The sequence below is a fragment of the Martinezella multihospitum genome, from assembly GCF_900094585.1.
Classification (GTDB): Bacteria; Pseudomonadota; Alphaproteobacteria; order Rhizobiales; family Rhizobiaceae; genus Rhizobium; species Rhizobium multihospitium.
In genome coordinates, this window is the sequence record NZ_FMAG01000006.1 from 292837 (window position 1) to 308045 (window position 15209).

Sequence of the window (15209 nt, forward strand, 5' to 3'; positions counted from 1 at the left end):
CCGTTGTGATCGCCGCTCTAATTTTTCAGTTCAGCGTCAGCATCATCTGGCAGAAGGATCATCGCATCCGATCGGCATATACACCGGCGGAAGCTATTGTTTTGATTTGGCCTATCCGCTGCGGGCGTCGGCCATGTGGAGATCGAATGCCGAAGATGTCGCCAGTGCTTGCTCATCGCCTCCTTTCTATCGGTCGCGGCGCGCTTGTCGCGGCAGGCGCTTTCCTCGTGGTCGCCGGCGGCTTCTATGCTCACATGCTCTGGACGACGAACTTCCATCCGGTCATTGCCGGCGAGCTTTACCGCTCCTCGCAGCCCTCGGCCACCAACATCGCCGAGTTTCAAAAGCAGTACGGCATCAAGACCATTATCAACCTGCGTGGCTACAATAGCGGACACCATTGGTACGATAACGAAGTCGCCGAGGCAAAAGAGCTCAACATCGACCATATCGATTTCCATATGTCTTCCGGTCGCGAGCTGACACAGGAGCAGGCAGCACAGCTTGTCGAGATCATGCGGAATGCGCCCAAGCCGATCCTCATTCATTGTCAGGCCGGAGCCGACAGAACCGGCCTGGCCTCGGCACTTTACCTTGCCGCCATTGCCAAGACGAATGAGGCTACCGCGGAGGGCCAGATGTCGATCATCTATGGTCACTTGCCGTTCTCCTTCACGCGTGCCTATGCCATGGACCGTACTTTTGAGAAGCTTGAACCTTGGCTTGGCCTTTCGGCGTCGTGAACACCAAACTTTCCCGTTAGATAATCTGTAACATTGAGAGGCTACCGGTTGACGGAGCATGTTGCATTGCGACATTGATTCCCCATTCCAGTCATCCGAGGCTTCCCGATGGACCAATTCGATCTCCTAGTCGTAGGTAGCGGCCCCGCCGGCCGCAGAGGCGCTATCCAGGCCGCCAAACTCGGCAAGAAGGTGCTCGTCGTCGAACAAGGCAAGCGCGTCGGCGGCGTCTCGGTCCATACCGGCACCATTCCCTCCAAGACGCTGCGCGAAACCGCGCTCAACCTTTCCGGCTGGCGCGAACGCGGCTTCTACGGTCGCGCCTATCGCGTCAAACAGGAAATCAGCGCCGAAGACCTGCGCCGCCGCCTGCTGATCACGCTCGACCACGAAGTCGAGGTGCTGGAACACCAGTTTGCCCGCAATCGCGTCCAGCACATACGCGGCAAGGCAAGCTTCGTCGATCCGCAGACCATGCAGATCGTCAAGGATGATGGCGAGGTCGTCACCGTATCCGCCGCCAGCATCCTGCTTGCAGTCGGCACCAAGCCGTTCCGTCCGGATTACATGCCTTTCGACGGCAAGACGGTTCTCGACAGCGACGAGCTGCTTGATATCGAGGAGCTGCCGCGTTCGATGGTGGTCATCGGCGCCGGCGTCATCGGCATCGAATATGCAACGATCTTCAGTGCGCTCGATACGCAGGTGACGTTGATCGATCCAAAGTCGACCATGCTCGATTTCATCGACAAGGAGATCGTCGAGGATTTCACCTATCAGCTGCGCGATCGCAACATGAAGCTGCTGCTCGGCCAGAAGGCCGAGAAGGTAGAGCGTCTGCCAAACGGCAAGGTGGAGCTGACGCTGGACAACGGCCGCCGCATCACGACGGATATGGTGTTGTTTGCCGCCGGCCGCATGGGCGCGACGGATACGCTCAATCTTGATGCCGCCGGCCTCGAGGCGGACAATCGCGGCCGCCTCAGCGTCAATCCGGAAACTTTTGCGACGAAGGTGCCGCATATCTTCGCCGCCGGTGATGTCGTCGGCTTCCCGAGCCTCGCCTCGACCTCGATGGAACAGGGCCGCATCGCCGCCCGCGTCGCCGTCGGCGCGATCGCCAAGGAGCCGCCGAAATACTTCCCCTACGGCATCTATGCCGTGCCGGAGATTTCCACCTGCGGCCTGTCCGAGGAAGAGGTCAAGGAGCGGCACATCCCCTACGAATGCGGCATTGCCCGTTTCCGCGAGACCTCGCGCGGCCACATCATGGGCCTCGACACCGGGCTCTTGAAGATGATCTTCTCGCTGAAGACCCGCCGCCTGCTCGGCGTTCACATCGTCGGCGAAGGTGCCACCGAACTCGTGCACATCGGCCAGGCCGTGCTGAACCTGAAGGGCACCGTCGAATATTTCGTCGAGAACACCTTCAACTACCCGACGCTCGCCGAAGCCTACAAGATCGCCGGCCTCGACGCCTGGAACCGCATGGGCGACATCAAGTCGGAACTTTAGACTGAGACAATATTGACCGTGCCGGCAGGGCTCACTACTCTGTCGGCATGATGAGCATTCTCAACATCGCTTCGGTCTTCTTCATAAGCCGCTGATCCCCAGGGCTCTCAGCCAAATGAAGATGAGACCGCCTGAGCGGCTGCAACGCCGCGGGTTGGTCCATGCCGAAACAGCCGTACCCCATGAGAAGGGCACAGTACGGCGCGACGATTGAGAAAGATTTCACATGCCATCCGAAGAACAGTACCCGGCTGCACTTTCCGGCGCACAGCTGAATGATTTCATCGAACAGGGTTTTGTGCGCATCGATAATGCGTTTTCAGCGGAACTCGCAGAGCAGGCACGCGTCATCATGTGGCGTGATCTTCGCTGCAGCGAGCATGATCCAGCGAGTTGGACGCTTCCGGTCATCCGGCTACCGGGCTATGGCGGCGAACCGTTCCGCACCATCGCCAATATGCCCATTCTCCACGCCGCCTTCGATCAACTGGTCGGCCACGGACGATGGCTGCCGAGAGACGGCCTCGGCACATTTCCCGTGCGCTTCCCGCATCCCGATGATCCGGGCGACGCCGGCTGGCATGTCGATCTCAGCTTCCCCGGCGACGATTGCGATCCGAACGAGAAAAGGGACTTCTCGGCCTGGCGCGTGAATGTCACCTCACGAGGGCGCGCCCTACTGACGCTCTTCCTGTTTTCCGATGTCGGCGAAGACGATGCGCCAACCCGCATCCGCGTCGGCTCTCACCTGGATATGGCACGCTATCTTGAGCCGGCAGGAGAGCAAGGGCGTTCGCGCATGATGCTCGAGCATATGGGAGCTGACCGGCCTCAGACATTAGCGACGGGAAAAGCTGGGACTGTCTATATCTGCCATCCCTTCCTCGTTCATGCCGCCCAGAAACATCAAGGCAGCACGCCGCGCTTCATGGCGCAGCCCTCGATCGGGCTTGCCGAGCCTTATCGATTGGAGCGGCCGGATAATGCCTATAGCCCGGTCGAGACAGCCATTCGCCGCGCTTTGGGTAAGGAATAGTCGCGCCGAACTGATTGCTGATAGCCTGGAGCCCCTCACCCCAGCCCTCTCCCCGCTTGTGGGGAGAGGGAACATTATGGCGACACAACAAAAAAGCCCCGCCGCGAACGGCAGGGCTCAATTTCAATCCGGAAGAAAGTCCGATTATTCGGCGCTGTCTTCAGCAGCCTTCTTCTTCGGAGCGGCCTTCTTCTTCGGAGCAGCAGCTTCTTCGCCTTCGGCGGCAGCTTCGGTCGCTTCAGCCTTGGCAGCAGCCTTCTTCTTCGGAGCAGCCTTCTTGGCGGCCGGCTTGTCTTCGGCTTCGTCGTCAGCCAGCAGCGCTTCCTTGGAAACGGTCTTGTCCGTGACGTTGACCTCGGTCAGCAGGTGATCGATGACCTTTTCTTCGAAGATCGGCGCGCGCAGGTTGGCGGAGGCGCCGGGCGTGTTGCGGAAGAATTCCAGGATTTCCTTTTCCTGACCCGGGAACTGCTGAAGCTGGGCATAGAGCGCACGCTGCAGCTCGTCTTCGGTAACTTCGACGCCGGCCTTTTCGCCGATTTCGGAGAGAACGAGGCCGAGGCGAACGCGACGCTCAGCAAGCTTGCGGTATTCCTCGCGAGCCTTCTCTTCGGTGGTGTCTTCGTCTTCGAAGGTCTTGCCGGATTCGCTGAGATCGGTTTCGATCTGGCGCCAGATGCTGGCGAATTCGGCATCGACCAGCTTCTGCGGCGTGTCGAACTGATACATTTCGTCGAGCTGGTCGAGGATCTGACGCTTGACCTTCTGGCGGGTGACCGAGCCGTACTGGCTTTCGATCTGACCGCGAACGATCTCCTTCAGGCGGTCGGCCGATTCCAGACCGAGCTTGGTAGCGAGTTCGTCGTTGATCTCGACTTCACCGGGCGCTGCAACTTCCTTGACGTTGATGTCGAAGGTGGCTTCCTTGCCGGCAAGGTTCTTGGCCGGATAGTCGGCCGGGAAGGTTACGGTGATGACCTTCTCATCGCCAGCCTTGACGCCGACGAGCTGTTCTTCGAAGCCCGGGATGAAGCGGTTGGAGCCGAGAACCAGCTGCGAGTCTTCGTCCTTGCCGCCGTCGAAGGCAACGCCGTCGACCTTGCCGAGGTAATCGATGGTGACGCGGTCGCCGTTGGCGGCCTTGCCCTTCTTGGTTTCGTAGCTACGAGCGCTTTCGGCGATCTTGAGGATCTGCTCGGTGACTTCTTCGTCAGCGATCTCAGCGACTTCGCGGGTGACCTTGATGCCGGAAACCGGCTTCAGTTCGATCGCCGGGATGACTTCGTAGGACAGCGTGAACTCGAAGTCGGCCTGAGCGGAGAGGATCTTTTCTGCCTCGTCCTGGTCTTCCGTCATGGCGATTTCCGGCTGCGTTGCCGACTTTTCGCCGCGCTCGGTCAGGATCGCCGGCGGCTGGTCGCGAACGATTTCGTTAACCAGGTCGGCCATGATCGACTTGCCGTAGACCTTCTTCAGGTGCGAGACCGGAACCTTGCCCGGACGGAAGCCGTTGATGCGGACCTTGTCCTTGACCTCGGCCAGGCGCTCGTTCATGCGCACTTCCATGTCCTTGGCCGGGATGACCACCTTGATTTCGCGCTTCAGCCCTTCAGCGAGCGTTTCGATAACCTGCATTGTCCTACCTTCATTCATGGCGGCCGTGCCCAGCCTGCCGTTCGTTTCGATGAGCACGACGCCGGAAAATCCCGAGCGTGGCTTGGATGCAATTCTCTTTCATCTTGCTAGAGCGCCGCGCCTTCTTGTGAACGCGCAAAAGGCAGCTCTATCCCGTCACGAGCCAAAACATCTGATCCACTTTCCTCATCGAAAGCGGGATGCTTTGGGCAAGATGCGCGTCCTGCGGCATATCGGAAGACAGGCTTTTTGAGCCTCCCCCCGTCCACAAGACAGTGTTGGTGCGGGTAGAGAGACTTGAACTCCCACGCCTTGCGGCACCAGAACCTAAATCTGGCGTGTCTACCAATTTCACCATACCCGCGTTCCCAAAACCGCATGGCGATGCCTGCCCATGGGGCCTTCCGGAGCGCGGCGTCTCTATATCACCCGTTTCAAACCACGCAAAGGAAAAATGACGGTTCCGCGACGACGCTAAAGCTTATCGGGGCTCTTCGCGTAGATATCGTCAGTAAAGCGGCTCCTCGTAGACGGATTTGCCGTCGAGAAGCAGGCTTCTGATATGGGCAACACCATCGGAAGACACGCGAGCAGCGATCGCGACACGATTGTCGTTGCGGGCGCTCTCGATATCGCGCCCCTGCCCCTCGGGCACATAGTAGCGCTCGATGCCATAGGTAACGCCGATGATCGCCTGCGATGGATCGGTCGCATCGCCATCGAAAACATAGTCGACAGGCAGGCTCTTGAGCACGACCGTATCGGGTTTCGGCTCTAGCTTTCCGAAGGATGATTCGACGATACCCCAATAGCCGTCATCCTGCTTCTTCAGGCGAACGGACAATATCACGGCACTTCGGCTCATTTTCGGTGGCCCCTCGACCATCGTCGAGAATGGAACCCGTGAAATGTCGTAGTTCAAGGTCACATAGTCGCCGCGCAGAAGATCGCGTGGATCGACCGGCGCGGTCTTTAGGAGAATCTCGACGCCGCTCCGCAGGCCCCAGGCCCGCTCGCCGACCATGTAGCCGAGGACTGCGGTCTGCAGAGCCGCACCGACGATGGCGGCAAGCCACAGGCGGCGGGAACCGATGGTTGGGCTCTTCTCAGCAATATCGGTCATGCCCGCGTCCCCTGCCCGCGATTATCGGAAAAGCGCCGTTCCAGCTGGATGACCAGCCAGGCGGCAATCGCTACCAACAAGCCGGCAACGAGGAAGAACCCGGCCGTGCCGATGATTGAGCCGATCGTCTCGCTGGCGAGGTAAAGAATCTCGCAGGAAAAGACGAAATAGGCGAGATAGCGCACAGCGCCATTGTCGCGGCCGCTGAGCGCTATCGCTACCACCGAGCTCGCCAGTGTCGCTGCCGCGACGATGACGAGCGGCAATTTATCTTCGACCCAGACATTGTTCTCAAAGGAGCCGTTGCTGATCTCGGCATGGACCAGGAAAAAGCCGATCGATGCGATCAGAAAGGCGTAGAAGGCCGGCGCGGCGCCGGCCGTGCGGGCAAAAGGCACCAGCGGCGACGCGGGGACGCTGACGACGAGAAACGCCGCCATGCCGAGAGCGGCAAACAGGATCGCGGTATTCAATCCCTCATGACGGCCAAACAGCCATGTCAGCCAGCCGACGAGCATGAGATAGGCCAAATGCCGAGCCATGGGTGCATCGGCATAGCGGACAAGCACGATCAGGACCATGGCCATCAGGGGCGGCATCCAGGGCATGATCCCATACCATTCGTCGAAATGCCCCCAGAGGTACACGCCGCAAAACGCCCAGGCGAGAAAGCCGGCGAGCCCAACCTGCGCAGCTGAGCGAAACGACGCCGCCACGATGCAGGCCGCGGCGAACCAGACGAGCATCATTCTAAGTTCATCGCCAGACAAATTGTACATCTGACCGACCAAGGCCATGGCGCCGCCAAAACTCAGAGTGCCGAGGATCAACAATCCGGCGGCGACGATCGAACGCCCCTGGACCAGCAGATACGCGGCTCCGAGATAGAAGGCCCATATCATTGCTACCAGCCCGGCGAGACGGATGATCCTCGGGAGAGCCTCCCAGTTTGCGGAGATGAACAGCAAGATGGCAAGGCCGAGAAGCACAGCGGCGATGATGGTCAGTACCCGGCCGGCGCTGAAACTCGTCTGGCGACCGTCATACTCACTGAGGATGGCTTTCGCCGTCCCCGCGTCGACCAGGCCCTTGTCGGTCCAGATCTTGAGATCCCGCTCCAGCCTGCCTCTGTACATGCTTGGCTCCCCTCGCTGCGATTCTGCTCGCGACAGAGTTAGCACAAATCGCCGCACAATCGATGCGAGCCGGGCGGTTCTGGCAGAAGCTTCGGCTCACAGGAATATGTGCCATATTAATACGGAATTAACGGTCTATAGAGTATTCTTAGGACCGGTAAAGAGATACCGATCAAAGATATGCGCAGAGCTCATGCCTCCCATGAAATTATTGCGCTGCACAAATTCGAAAAGTCATACTATTTATTGGACAACAAACGCGGCAGTGGCGCGCCGGGCCGATGCAGATCGGACTAAGCCTGGGGATGGATATCCCGACAAGATATTCGGAGCCGCATACTCCTCCTCCCAATGCGCTCCGATCGATTGACGACACTCCTCCTCCCAAGTCGTCAATCACTATAAATGACGCCCACCGCATCCTCCTCCCGCGGTGGGCGTTATTTTTTTGCCCACTTAAATCGGTTTATGTCGCCTGGACACATGTGCGACCTGCCAATTGGTAAATGCCGGCGCAGACGACTGGTGAGATGATTTTCCACCGACCGAAGGCAGCCTGCGACAGCATCCGACCCCTTCCAAAACAGCAAGGCTGGCGAAAAAGTGGCCAAAGGCCGGCAGCCATCGGTAACTGCCCTGGAACGCCGGGCGCATACCCGAAATCGACTTCCAGTGGTAAACACCCTTTGGCCGCGATATGCACACAAAGCAGCCGCCATCTTAGGCAAAGCGCCCGCAAGACTTGCATATGACGCATAGGTGGCATGAAGCATTCGCTCTTTTAGTTTTCGCGGCGCAGCATATATTTAAATCCATTAGATCGATGACGGAACCAATCGTGGAACTGCTCGATCCCCAAGATCCTCGAAAGGGACTACAATGAACCTGACCCGCTCTTTCAACAACTGGCGCAAGTATCGTCAGACCGTTAACGAACTCGGCCGCATGAGCTCGCGTGAACTGCACGACCTCGGCATCGACCGCGCCGACATCCATCGCGTTGCTCGCGAAGCCACCGGACGTTAATCGCCGGATAGGCTTCGCCTTTCAGCGAAAGCCTTCTCAACGCCCGTTGCGGACCTCCGCGGCGGGCGTTCTTTTTTGCCTATCGACTGAGCAAGTGCAGCATAGCCGAATCCGCCGCGAGCTATTCCTTATCTGCAGAGCACACAAATTTTGAGCATTGGTGTCTTTTTAAGCGTCATATTGCACAAATGCATAGCAGGGACCTTTTCTTTGCACTGCACAAATCACGTCCTCGCGCCTATATAGAGTGCAAGCGCTGAGGCGGTAATCGTACCGCTCGCAAACAAGATACCGAGGACAAGATCATGAACCCGCTTCGCATTGCAAAGAACTGGATCAGCTACCGCCGCACTCTGAACGAACTTGGCAACCTCTCCAGCCAGACCCTTTCGGACATCGGCGTCAGCCGCTACGAAATCCGCAACATCGCTGCTCGTTCCTTCCGTTAATAGGAACGAACTGAGCAGACTGCCTCAAGACGGCGCCTTTCGGCGCCGTTTTTGATTCCGGCGATTAAACGGCGTCGGGACTAGAGCGCGCGACGCCCTTTTGCGCGAGATGCCTTAGCAAAGCATTGGATCGCCGGCCTGCCCGTGATAATGACGCGCGCATGACACAGATCACTTCCCACTCTCCCATTCACGTCATCGGCGGCGGCCTCGCCGGCTCGGAAGCCGCATGGCAGATCGCCAATGCCGGCGTTCCGGTCATCCTGCATGAAATGCGCGGTGTGCGCGGCACCGAAGCACACAAGACGGACGATCTCGCCGAGCTCGTATGCTCCAACTCGTTCCGCTCCGACGATGCGACAAGCAATGCCGTGGGCGTCATTCATGCGGAAATGCGCATGGCCGGCTCGCTCATCATGGCGTGCGCCGACAAGCACCAGGTACCGGCCGGCGGTGCGCTCGCCGTCGATCGCGACGGCTTCTCCGCGGCGGTGACGCAGGCAGTGCATAGTCACCCGCTGATCACAGTCGTCCGTGAGGAAATTGAGGGCCTGCCGCCCAGGGAATGGGATCAGGCGATCATCGCCACCGGCCCGCTGACAGCGCCCGGGCTTGCCAGCGCCATCCAGGCTGAAACCGGCGCCGATGCGCTCGCTTTCTTCGATGCCATCGCGCCGATCGTCTATCGCGACAGCATCAACATGGACATCTGCTGGTATCAGTCGCGCTACGACAAGGTCGGCCCCGGCGGCACGGGCAAGGACTATATCAATTGCCCGATGGACGAAGCCCAGTATAATGCCTTCCTCGATGCGCTGATCGCCGGCGACGCCGTCGGTTTCAAGGAATGGGAAGGCACGCCCTACTTCGACGGCTGCCTGCCGATCGAAGTCATGGCTGAGCGCGGGCGCGAGACGCTGCGCCACGGGCCGATGAAGCCGATGGGCCTCACCAATGCCCACAATCCAACGGTCAAGGCCTATGCGGTCGTGCAACTGCGCCAGGACAATGCGCTTGGCACGCTCTACAACATGGTCGGCTTCCAGACGAAACTGAAATACGGCGCGCAGGCGGAAATCTTCCGGCTGATTCCCGGTCTCGAAAATGCGGAATTCGCCCGCCTCGGCGGCCTGCATCGCAATACCTACATCAACTCGCCCACCCTGCTCGACCGCTCTCTTGTGTTGAAGTCGCGACCGGGGCTGCGCTTTGCCGGCCAGATCACCGGATGCGAAGGCTATGTCGAGAGCGCCAGCATCGGTCTGCTTGCCGGCCGTTTCGCGGCTGCGGAGCGCAAGGGAGAGACACCATTGCTGCCGCCGGCGACGACAGCGCTCGGCTCGCTGCTGAACCACATCACCGGCGGCCACATCGTCTCCGACGAGGAGCCGGGCAAACGCTCTTTCCAGCCGATGAACATCAATTTCGGGCTTTTCCCGGAGCTAGAGCCAGGTTCGATCGTCAAGCCGGAGGGCGTCAAGCGCTTTCGCGGCAAGGACAAGACCATCATGAAGCGCCAGCTCATCGCCAAGCGTGCGCTTGCCGATTGCGCCGGATGGCTTGGCGTGCCGACACCCGTGTTCACGGAAAGCGCCTGACTTTAGCGGGCTTTGTGATTTTCAGCCTGCTGCCGGCGGCGCGTGGTAATCGAGCTTCGCGTCCTCGCCGGCCACATAATTGCCGAGCAGCCAGAGCGAGACCTCCGCAGCTTCCGCCGGCGTCTTGAACTCGAACGTGCCGTTGTGATGCGGAACATCGAGGAAATCGACGACCAAGCCGCGGCCGGTTGTCGAAATCTTGGCGCGCGCCCTGCCCGGCTCGATCAGGTGGACGCTGAAGTGATTGCGCACATTGCGCATAAAGCCGGCCTTGTCGTCATGCAGGCGCACGAAAACCGCCTGCCCGTCTGCGGTCACCTGCAACTGACGGATCGCTTCAGTCGGAAAGGCTCGGCCGAATTCCAGAATCGCAAGGCCGGTATCGTGCAGGCCGTCTTCCTTGTTCTGCGATGCCATTCGTGTCGCGTAGTAAGCAACGAAGATGACGATCGCAAACAGTATGCACCAGACGACAATACCCACAGCAGATCCCCCTGAAATGCAAATCAAGTGCCGACCATCTCCATAGACGCCGAGACTTGTGCGAGCTTGGTGTATTTTAGATTTTCTTTGTGATCGACGCTATCGCCATGCGCAGCTGCCTCCGCCATTGCGGCAGTGCCAGAGATTGATCGAAGATGCCGGCGCCGAGCGTCTGTGCCTTTTTCAAAACAGGCTCGGCCAAGGTGACGGGGAGAAACGCCGGGAACACCGCTTGCGGTATGGCTCCTGCCGCCCTCGCCTTGGCGAGATGCTCACGACCAAGACCGGCAAAGGCTTCGATCGCCGCCGAAATGCGCGGCTTGTCTTCGCCGGCAAGAAAACTGTCACGATCGAGCCCGGTTGCCGCCAGAATCTCAAGCGGTAGGTAGAGCTGGCCTCGATGGCGATTAAGCGGCATCAGGAGCAACAGGCCGGCGATTGCCTGCGCGACCCCGGCATGGCCGGCGGCATCGGCTGAGCGCTTCGCCTCATCGGCCGAGAGGACCAGGCCGGCGAGCTGGATGAGGGCCGAAGCCGTCTCGCCGGCATAGCCTTCCAGACTGCTGCGGCTCTCCATGGGATCATCGTAGAGATCGAAGATGCGGGCATCGATCATGTTGATCAGCGTCTGGCGCGGCAGGCGATACTCTTCGATCGCGGTCAGAAGCTCGGACGCCAGAGGATTGGCCTCGCTCGAGCCGTGGGACTGTCCCTCGAGGAGATCGCGCCAATATTGCATGCGTACTTCGCCGGGCAGCGGCTCATGCACGAGATCCCTCACGCGCGCCAGTTCGGCATTGAAGGCATAGAGCGCGGCAAGTGCTGGACGCTTGTCCTCCGGTGCCAGCAGGCAAGCGAGATAGCGATCGCGATCGGTGTCGCGAAGCGTGGCGAGGCAGATGTCCCGATTGCTCCGAGGCGCAGCTGTTGTCGTCATACTCTTTGATCCGAAGGTCAGACGGCGATCAGCGCCGCAGCCACGGCACGAGATTCGGAAAGCATGATGTTGAAGGTTCGCACCGCTGCGCCTGTGCTCATCGGATCGGAGGAAATCTGCTTGGCGCGCAAGGCGGCTTTCAGCTCGGCCGGCAGCGGGCGAAGCTCCGTACCGGTGCCGACAAGCAGCACCTCGATCTCTGCAGCTTCATCCAGCACCTTCTGGAAGCGATCCGGCGTCAGCGCATCGCCCTGCAGCATGTCCCAGCCGTAGATGCCCGAGGGCAGGCAGAGCAGAGAGCCACGATGCGACATGTCGGCAAAGCGGAAGCCGCCGTTGCCGTAAGCATCGATCGGTGCGCGCCCCGGGAAATGCGCGTTTCGAATTTCTATACCTTTTGCCACGTTATCACACCGCTGGTTTGCCTGACTGAAGATCGCCGGCCGCGGGTCCATTGCTTTCGCCGCCGGTCTGGAACTTGTCCGGCCGCAGCTTGAACAGGATCAGCACGGGCGCCGCAATATAAATCGACGAAAAAGTGCCGACAGCGACGCCGAAAAGCAGAACGAAGGTGAAGGCACGGATCACCTCGCCGCCGAAGATATAGAGGGCAAGCAGCGCCAGAAGCGTCGTCGCCGATGTCAGAATGGTACGAGATAATGTCTGATTGATGGAGGCATCGATCAGGATCGGCAGCGGCATCTGCGAATAGCGCTTCAGATTCTCGCGCATGCGGTCATAGACGACGACAGTGTCGTTCAGCGAGTAGCCGACGATGGTGAGGATCGCGGCGATGCTCGTCATGTTGAATTCCATGCCTGATAGCACGAAGAGACCGAGCGTCAGAATGACATCGTGCAGCGTCGCAATGATCGCGCCGACTGCGAACTGCCATTCGAATCGTACCCATATATAGATCAGGATTGCCGCCAGAGCCGCCAGGACGGCAAGAGAGGCCGTCGTGGTAATCTCACCCGATACGGCTGGACCGACCACTTCGACGCGGGCGAAATTGTAATCCTTGCCAAGCTCGTCCTGAACGAGCGAGACGGCGGACTGCTCGGCGTTTTCCCCGCCCTCCTGTGCATGGACGCGGATCACCGCGCCAAGTCGATCGGCCATCCGCTCAACGCGCACGTCGCCCGGAATGACGGCATCGAGACGCGTCTGAATGTCGACGGGATCGGCAACGCCCTGCTTGGCGCGGACCTCGATGATCGATCCGCCGGCAAAATCGATACCGAGATGCATGCCGACCGTCGCGAAGGCGATGAGGGTGACGACCGATAGCGCCGCAGAGACGGTGAAGGTGTAGCGGCGGATGCCCATGAAGCGGATATTGGCATTGTCGAAAACGCCGCTGCGCACACCAACGAGCAAAGTGCGCGGCTTGCGGCGCGAGATCCACATATTCACCAGCGACCGCGTGACGAAGCAGGAGGTGAAGAAGGTCGAGATAACGCCGACCATCAGCGTTGCGGCAAAGCCCCGCACAGCACCGGTGCTTGCGTAGAAGAGAATGGCGGCGACAATCAGCACGGTCAGATTGGCATCGGCGACGGTCGCTGCCGCCCGGTTGAAGCCATGGCGCAGCGCATCCACGAGAAGATGGGTCTTCTTCTCCTCCTCGCGCACACGCTCGTAGATCAGCACCAGCGCATCGAGACCGATGCCGATAATGAGGACGATGGCAGCGACACCCGGCAGGGTGAGCGTAATGCCGAGCAAGCCCATGAGGGCCGCGACCATAATCATGTTGATGACCAGCGAGATGGTCGCGATGATGCCGAGCAGGCGGTAGAAGCCGATCATCAAGGCAGCAACGAAGACGGCGGCCGCAATGCAGGCAATCAGACCATAACGCGCCGTTTCGCCGCCAAGGCCCGGCTGAATGGTGCGCTCTTCGACCGTCGTTAGCGTCGCAGGCAATGGTCCGCTCTTGACCATGACGGCCAGATCCTGGGCGCCCTGGGCGGTGAAATCTCCGGGAACATCGATCTCGCCGGTGGCGATGACAGTCTTCAGTGAGGCTGCGGAGATGACCTGATCGTCAAGCACGACGACGATGATCTTGCCGAGATTGCTGGCCGTCGATTGCGCAAAGCGGTGGGTCGCCTCCGGCGTCAGCTTGACGGAAACGGTGCCTTCGCCTTTCTGATTGTCGACGACCGCAACGGCATCGGAAAAATCGACGTTCGAGAGCAGCGGTTGCCGCTGCACGAGATAGCCGACGGGCGGATCATCTTCGGAAAACAGCACGTCGGACCCGGCAGGAGGCTGCTTGTCCATGGCGTCCTGTACCGACATCGACTGATCGATCAGGCGGAAGCTGAGTTTGGCCGGCTGGCCGAGAAGGTTTTTCAGGCGCTGCGCATCGGCGAGATCGGGCACCTGAACGATGATACGATCAGATCCCTGCCGGCGGATCAGAGGTTCCCCGACGCCGAGTTGCGCGATACGGGCATGGATGACCTTGATCGCGCGTGCGATTGCCGATGAAACATGGCTGTTGATATCGGCATCGGTAATATCGAGCGTCAGTGCACCGTTATCCCCCTGGGAGACAATGACGGACGGCTTGTCCGGTCCTGATGTCAGCGGTAGTAATGCTGTCAGGGCAGCCTGCACCTGTGCGGAATCGTTGATGCGAAGCTGGATCTTGCGGCCGGTGCCGGTCAGACCCGAATAGGCGACATTGACGGTGCGCAACCGGGTCGCGATATCGCCGACAATGCTTTCCAGACGATCCTTCTCGACATCGCCCCGCTCTATCTTCAGCAGCAGATGCGATCCGCCGCGAAGATCGAGACCAAGCTCGATCTTTCGGTGTGCCCACCATGCAGGAAGGGATGAAAGCGCGCGCTCACCAAGCAGGTTGGGAGCGGCAAGAAGCACGCTCAAGAGAACGACGAACCAGATCAGGGCGGTCTTCCACCAGGAGACGTGCAGCATCGTTCTCTCGAATTAGGGCTTCCCTACTGCGCCCCACTTTCGACAGAAAATGCAAAGGGCGCAGTAACACCTTGAATTTGTGCACAGTCCTTCAAGAAAGTCGATCTCGAATTTCGAAGATGCGCAGCGGCACCAAGCGCCACTTGTCAGGAAACGCCTTATGCGGCGTCAGCCTTCACGGGCTCACCCTTGACGCGAACCTCGGAAATCGCACTGCGGACAACACGGATGCGCACGCCTTCGGCGATTTCGACTTCCAATTCCTTTTCGTCGATGACCTTGGTGACCTTGCCGACGATGCCGCTGGTGACGATCTGGTCGCCGCGACGGATGTTCTTCAGGATCTCGTCACGCTTCTTCGCCTGCGCACGCTGCGGGCGGATGAGAAGGAAATACCAAACGACCATCAGCGGCACAAACAGGATGATCATTTCAAAGCCGGAACCGCCGAAGGCACTCGCGGCCGAATCTGTTGCGCTCTGCGCATATGCGTTGGTGATAAACATCGAGAACTCCCTTGAACTCCTAGCGGGAACAAGGCCCCGCGTCAGGTGGCCGGAATATAGTTACGCGTAT

Annotated in this window: 14 protein-coding genes and 1 tRNA gene; 6 read left to right on the forward strand and 9 right to left on the reverse strand. The window is 59.6% G+C overall.

The window, feature by feature from the left end:
- Positions 1 to 146: 146 nt before the first annotated feature.
- From GA0061103_RS24280 to GA0061103_RS24295, 3 genes are all read left to right on the forward strand, one after another.
- Positions 147 to 743, forward strand: a complete 597-nt coding sequence (locus GA0061103_RS24280; RefSeq protein WP_092715685.1) for a dual specificity protein phosphatase family protein — start codon at positions 147 to 149, stop codon at positions 741 to 743.
- Positions 744 to 851: 108 nt separating this feature from the next.
- Positions 852 to 2258, forward strand: a complete 1407-nt coding sequence (sthA, locus tag GA0061103_RS24285; RefSeq protein WP_092715687.1) for a Si-specific NAD(P)(+) transhydrogenase — start codon at positions 852 to 854, stop codon at positions 2256 to 2258.
- A gap of 226 nt (positions 2259 to 2484) precedes the next feature.
- Positions 2485 to 3294 (forward strand): phytanoyl-CoA dioxygenase family protein, encoded by an 810-nt coding sequence (locus GA0061103_RS24295; protein ID WP_092715691.1) that lies wholly within the window; start codon positions 2485 to 2487, stop codon positions 3292 to 3294.
- Positions 3295 to 3438: 144 nt separating this feature from the next.
- On the opposite strand, the gene tig is transcribed toward GA0061103_RS24295, so the two are convergent.
- The 4 genes from tig to GA0061103_RS24320 all read right to left on the reverse strand — a co-directional run bounded on the left by tig (position 3439) and on the right by GA0061103_RS24320 (position 7188).
- Positions 3439 to 4929, reverse strand: a complete 1491-nt coding sequence (tig, locus tag GA0061103_RS24300; RefSeq protein ID WP_092715693.1) for a trigger factor — start codon at positions 4927 to 4929, stop codon at positions 3439 to 3441.
- A 279-nt stretch (positions 4930 to 5208) separates the two neighbouring features.
- A tRNA-Leu gene (locus GA0061103_RS24310) sits at positions 5209 to 5293 on the reverse strand.
- A 144-nt stretch (positions 5294 to 5437) separates the two neighbouring features.
- A complete protein-coding gene (locus GA0061103_RS24315) occupies positions 5438 to 6052 on the reverse strand; it encodes a GDYXXLXY domain-containing protein (protein WP_092715697.1) in 615 nt (204 codons plus the stop codon).
- Entirely contained in the window at positions 6049 to 7188 is a 1140-nt protein-coding gene (locus GA0061103_RS24320; protein ID WP_092715699.1) for a DUF2157 domain-containing protein, read from the reverse strand. Before GA0061103_RS24320 ends, GA0061103_RS24315 begins: the two co-directional genes overlap by 4 nt.
- 879 nt (positions 7189 to 8067) lie before the next feature.
- On the opposite strand from GA0061103_RS24320, the gene GA0061103_RS24325 reads away from it, so the two are divergent.
- The 3 genes from GA0061103_RS24325 (at position 8068) to trmFO (ending at position 10261) form a co-directional block, all read left to right on the forward strand.
- The gene (locus tag GA0061103_RS24325; protein ID WP_015339702.1) at positions 8068 to 8214 is read left to right on the forward strand and encodes a DUF1127 domain-containing protein; all 147 of its coding nucleotides are present in this window, start codon (positions 8068 to 8070) and stop codon (positions 8212 to 8214) included.
- A gap of 305 nt (positions 8215 to 8519) precedes the next feature.
- Positions 8520 to 8663: a DUF1127 domain-containing protein gene (locus GA0061103_RS24330; protein WP_015339701.1), complete on the forward strand. Its 144-nt coding sequence runs from the start codon at positions 8520 to 8522 to the stop codon at positions 8661 to 8663.
- 161 nt (positions 8664 to 8824) lie between these two features.
- On the forward strand, positions 8825 to 10261 hold the full coding sequence (gene trmFO / locus GA0061103_RS24335; protein ID WP_092715701.1) for a methylenetetrahydrofolate--tRNA-(uracil(54)-C(5))-methyltransferase (FADH(2)-oxidizing) TrmFO: 1437 nt from the start codon (positions 8825 to 8827) through the stop codon (positions 10259 to 10261).
- A gap of 21 nt (positions 10262 to 10282) precedes the next feature.
- Here trmFO and GA0061103_RS24340 read toward each other — a convergent pair whose 3' ends face one another.
- The 5 genes from GA0061103_RS24340 to yajC all read right to left on the reverse strand — a co-directional run bounded on the left by GA0061103_RS24340 (position 10283) and on the right by yajC (position 15139).
- Complete coding sequence (locus GA0061103_RS24340; RefSeq protein WP_092715703.1) at positions 10283 to 10744, reverse strand: hypothetical protein; 462 nt, start codon at positions 10742 to 10744, stop codon at positions 10283 to 10285.
- 76 nt (positions 10745 to 10820) lie between these two features.
- Positions 10821 to 11681: a phytoene/squalene synthase family protein gene (locus GA0061103_RS24345; protein WP_092715705.1), complete on the reverse strand. Its 861-nt coding sequence runs from the start codon at positions 11679 to 11681 to the stop codon at positions 10821 to 10823.
- Positions 11682 to 11698: 17 nt separating this feature from the next.
- Positions 11699 to 12085: an Mth938-like domain-containing protein gene (locus GA0061103_RS24350; RefSeq protein WP_075852462.1), complete on the reverse strand. Its 387-nt coding sequence runs from the start codon at positions 12083 to 12085 to the stop codon at positions 11699 to 11701.
- Between the two features lie 4 nt (positions 12086 to 12089).
- A complete protein-coding gene (secDF, locus tag GA0061103_RS24355; RefSeq protein ID WP_092715707.1) occupies positions 12090 to 14633 on the reverse strand; it encodes a protein translocase subunit SecDF in 2544 nt (847 codons plus the stop codon).
- A gap of 158 nt (positions 14634 to 14791) precedes the next feature.
- Positions 14792 to 15139, reverse strand: a complete 348-nt coding sequence (gene yajC / locus GA0061103_RS24360) for a preprotein translocase subunit YajC (protein ID WP_047634659.1) — start codon at positions 15137 to 15139, stop codon at positions 14792 to 14794.
- Positions 15140 to 15209: the final 70 nt, after the last annotated feature.